Origin of the sequence: Pedobacter sp. (assembly GCF_035317785.1) — a bacterium.
In the GTDB taxonomy this organism is placed as follows: Bacteria; Bacteroidota; Bacteroidia; order Sphingobacteriales; family Sphingobacteriaceae; genus Pedobacter.
Genome location: NZ_DATHGC010000262.1, coordinates 1 through 3,239, shown reverse-complemented (window position 1 = coordinate 3,239; position 3,239 = coordinate 1). Strand labels below are relative to the sequence as shown.

Sequence of the window (3,239 nt, the reverse complement as noted above, 5' to 3'; positions counted from 1 at the left end):
CCCCGCAGATCATCGAAGGAACAGGAAAAAGGTTTGGCAAAGAAATACCGGTCTGGAACCACGATCAGCTGATCCGGAACAATATCCTCGTATACAACACGGGCGCCCAGGCCAGAGGATGGTTTGATATTCCGGACGGGCGTCACTGGCCTGCAGCAATAAGACCGAAACTGCCCGCAAAAGATGCTACCTCCAGCAGCGAAAAAGACTGGGCGGCAGGCTACCAGGCAAAGAGCAGCGCGGGTCAGCCCAAAGACATCAGCCTGGAAATGCTTAACCTGAATATTGATCGCAATGTTTACTGGACCACAGATTCTACCCAAACAGTATTTCATTGGGGAGCGGCCTGGAAATACAACCAAAAATACCGGGACCTTCCAGCGCTAACCCAAACGCTGAATTTTGAAAAGAATGGCACAGTTTGGGATCCGCAGTTCAGAGACTGGCAGCATCTCGACTTCCGTGTTCCGACGGGTAGTCCACTAATCAAAAACAACTGTTATCCGAAGGGTAAAATACCCAGGGTCAGGCTTCAGCGATTATAAAATTCAACGTCAGCAGCCAATATATGATCCGGTTAATATGGTGTATATATAGCGTTACCCATTTCTAATAGCGTGTACCGCATTTACATTTGCTGCTTTCCCTGTCTGCAGGGATGCAGCGATCAGTGAGATCAGCAAGTGAAAAGGTTTTTATCTACATATTGCTTTTATTAATCGGTACCGATGCATTGACACTGGACCAATGTGATAAGCTGCCTATGTTTTTACATCACTTTAAAATACATCAGCAGGCAGCCCCTCAGTTGACTTTGCTTACCTTAGAACAGGGGCATGACATCGCTCACAGAGTAAAAGATCACATCACCAATAGTTTCCCCCGCTTCTCGGACATTATGATCCATGTAGAACCGGACATTTAATACCAGGATAAGCTTAAGGCTGAAAAGAAGAAGAAGAAGCGACAAAAACAGCTTGCAGCTAAACCAAAATCGGAAATGCTGCAGAGACTTCCTTAGTTTCCTGATTTGTTTCAGCCTCATGTGCCCCTTCTGCAAGCTCCTCAACGTAGGTTAATAGTTCTCTAACCGGGTTATATACCGGGTAATCAGATATCGACGGAAATTCTAAATAGATTGACATGACAAAGCTCGTGTTACCGGTTTATTAAATTTACGTTATTTTTAATGTTGGAGGCAATAAATCCCAAATGTATATATACTTTAGGATTATCAAAAAAATAAAAAAGCCCTGACATCCATCGTGGCCTTTCATATCAACTAAACCTAAACGTATAAATACTAACCAAATATTTATGCCGCAAAGCTAAAGCCCTTTTGTTAAGGCTTTGTTATTCGCGCGTTATCAAATTCGTTTGTTTTCTCTCGAAGGATTAAACTAAATAGTCAAATAGTATTTGATAAAGAAAATCACCTATCTTAAGTTAAAAGATCTAAAGGACGATAATTTAGGATTACAGGTGATTACAACGAAAATATGATCAATTCACAATTTCAGACTGCTCAAGGGCTGCTACGGACAAGAACAGAAATAAGTTTTGTTAGAATAAATACCTGATCCCAAATTGAACCTGATAAGTTGAATTAATGCTGCTTTTTGTTCTTAAAAGTAGGATTTCGGCCTTACAGCACTGACTTTGGCTACGTCCAAATGGCAGGTTCAACAGGATTTTTTGTTCAACTTCACACAAAAGCCTTACAAAATCGTAACGAGAATTTTAGTTAAGTCATTATAGAGCTTTATGTTAAATCCTATTACTGCAAATGACACTCTCTTTTGTGCTTATCTTAGAATTTGATCCCTAACAAACGTACAGCTTTGTGTGATGGAACCAATCATATCCGGCTTATAGTTCGTCTCGTGTTCCACAAAGAAGTATTTCATTCCGGAAAGCTTTGCATGTTTGAAAATATCCTTATAATCTATAGTTCCCGAACCAATCTCTGCATTCAAATTCGGATCTGATTTATCCATGTCCTTGATATGCCACATCACAAACCTCCCAGGATTGGCCTTGAAAAGTGCGTATGGCTGAAGACCTGAACGAATGACCCAATAGATATCCATTTCAAAATCGACCAATTTTTTATCTGTGTACTTTAGCAGGATGTCCATTCCTGTTTCATTGCCATATTTGATAAACTCAAAATCATGATTATGGTAAGCCAATTTCAGTCCTGCATTTTTGCAGAGCTGACCTGCATAGTTGAGCCTCTTCGCTAAAGTCCCATAATCTTCAGCATTGGTCCTGATACCTGGCTCTAGCCACGGAATGGTAATATATTGCAGTCCCAGAATTTTAGCGGCATCGATTGCGGCCTTAAGCTCGGCATCGTCACCTGTTTTTAAGTAGGGAGACATATTAAAATGGCCGCTAATTGCCTTGAGATGGTTCTCATCAAGAATTTTTTTAAGTTCCACCGGTTTCAAACCCCAAAATTGGTCCTTGATGCTAAAGCCATATAGCTCAACTTGATTATAGCCTGCGAGGGAAACTTTTTGCAAAGTTCCCTTAACATCTTTTGGTATTAGTTCACGAAGAGAATAAAGCTGTAGTCCAACATCTTTTCTTTTTTGTGCATTTGATGTCAATATCCCTGTTCCGAACAGGATGGCAACAAGTAGCATTTGTAATAGATTTTTCTGTGATTTATACATGTGTTTTGTTATTTAATATTTGGATTAAACATTGGGTTTCCTGAATGCATAACTTAGGGCAACACTTAAAAGCAATGCCCCGGTAAAGGTCAGCGCAGCGGTCAGGGAAAAGTGATAGGCGATAAATCCGAGAAGGGCGGGCCCCGCGAGTTGACCTGCATAGCCCATAGTGCTTATTGCGGGAATGGCGGCCGAAGCAGGTATCCCTTTAAGCCTGCCGCCCTCACTAAAGAAAACTGGTACTATGTTTGCCGCCCCTACTCCCAGGAGCACAAAGCCCAGAAGGGTAACCGGGATCCACGGAGTTGCCACAGCAACGAAAATCCCTAAGGCAGCGATGAGACCACCACCAACCACTACTGTTTTTCCACTAAACCGCTCAACTATGCGATCCCCCAAAAGCCGCATGGCAGCCATTGCAACCGAAAAGGTGGCATACCCAACTCCCGCAAGCGCTGCATCTATTCCTCTGCTCTCCTTTAAAAAAAGGGCACTCCAATCGAGCATGGCTCCTTCGGACAGAAATACGGCAAAACATGCTGCGCCAAGAAAAATTAC

Annotated in this window: 5 protein-coding genes; 2 read left to right on the top strand and 3 right to left on the bottom strand. The window is 42.3% G+C overall.

Going from position 1 to position 3,239, the window contains the following annotated elements; all coding sequences use genetic code 11:
• On the top strand, window positions 1-545 hold a 545-nt coding region (locus VK541_RS16375), incomplete at its 5' end, for a hypothetical protein (RefSeq protein WP_324371399.1).
• A 161-nt stretch (window positions 546-706) separates the two neighbouring features.
• Entirely contained in the window at window positions 707-925 is a 219-nt protein-coding gene (locus VK541_RS16370) for a cation transporter dimerization domain-containing protein (RefSeq protein WP_324371398.1), read from the top strand.
• 58 nt (window positions 926-983) lie between these two features.
• On the opposite strand, the gene VK541_RS16365 is transcribed toward VK541_RS16370, so the two are convergent.
• The 3 genes from VK541_RS16365 to VK541_RS16355 all read right to left on the bottom strand — a co-directional run.
• Window positions 984-1,145: a hypothetical protein gene (locus VK541_RS16365; RefSeq protein WP_324371397.1), complete on the bottom strand. Its 162-nt coding sequence runs from the start codon at window positions 1,143-1,145 to the stop codon at window positions 984-986.
• 660 nt (window positions 1,146-1,805) lie between these two features.
• A complete protein-coding gene (locus tag VK541_RS16360; protein ID WP_324371396.1) occupies window positions 1,806-2,651 on the bottom strand; it encodes a sugar phosphate isomerase/epimerase family protein in 846 nt (281 codons plus the stop codon).
• Window positions 2,652-2,705: 54 nt separating this feature from the next.
• Window positions 2,706-3,239, bottom strand: a 534-nt coding sequence (locus VK541_RS16355; RefSeq protein WP_324371395.1) for an MFS transporter, incomplete at its 5' end; no start/stop codon positions are given.

Excerpts from the sequence above, each read along its gene's own strand:
- VK541_RS16365 (WP_324371397.1), bottom strand. The coding sequence starts at position 1,145 with ATGTCAATCTATTTAGAATTTCCGTCGATATCTGATTACCCGGTATAT.
- VK541_RS16360 (WP_324371396.1), bottom strand. The coding sequence starts at position 2,651 with ATGCTACTTGTTGCCATCCTGTTCGGAACAGGGATATTGACATCAAAT.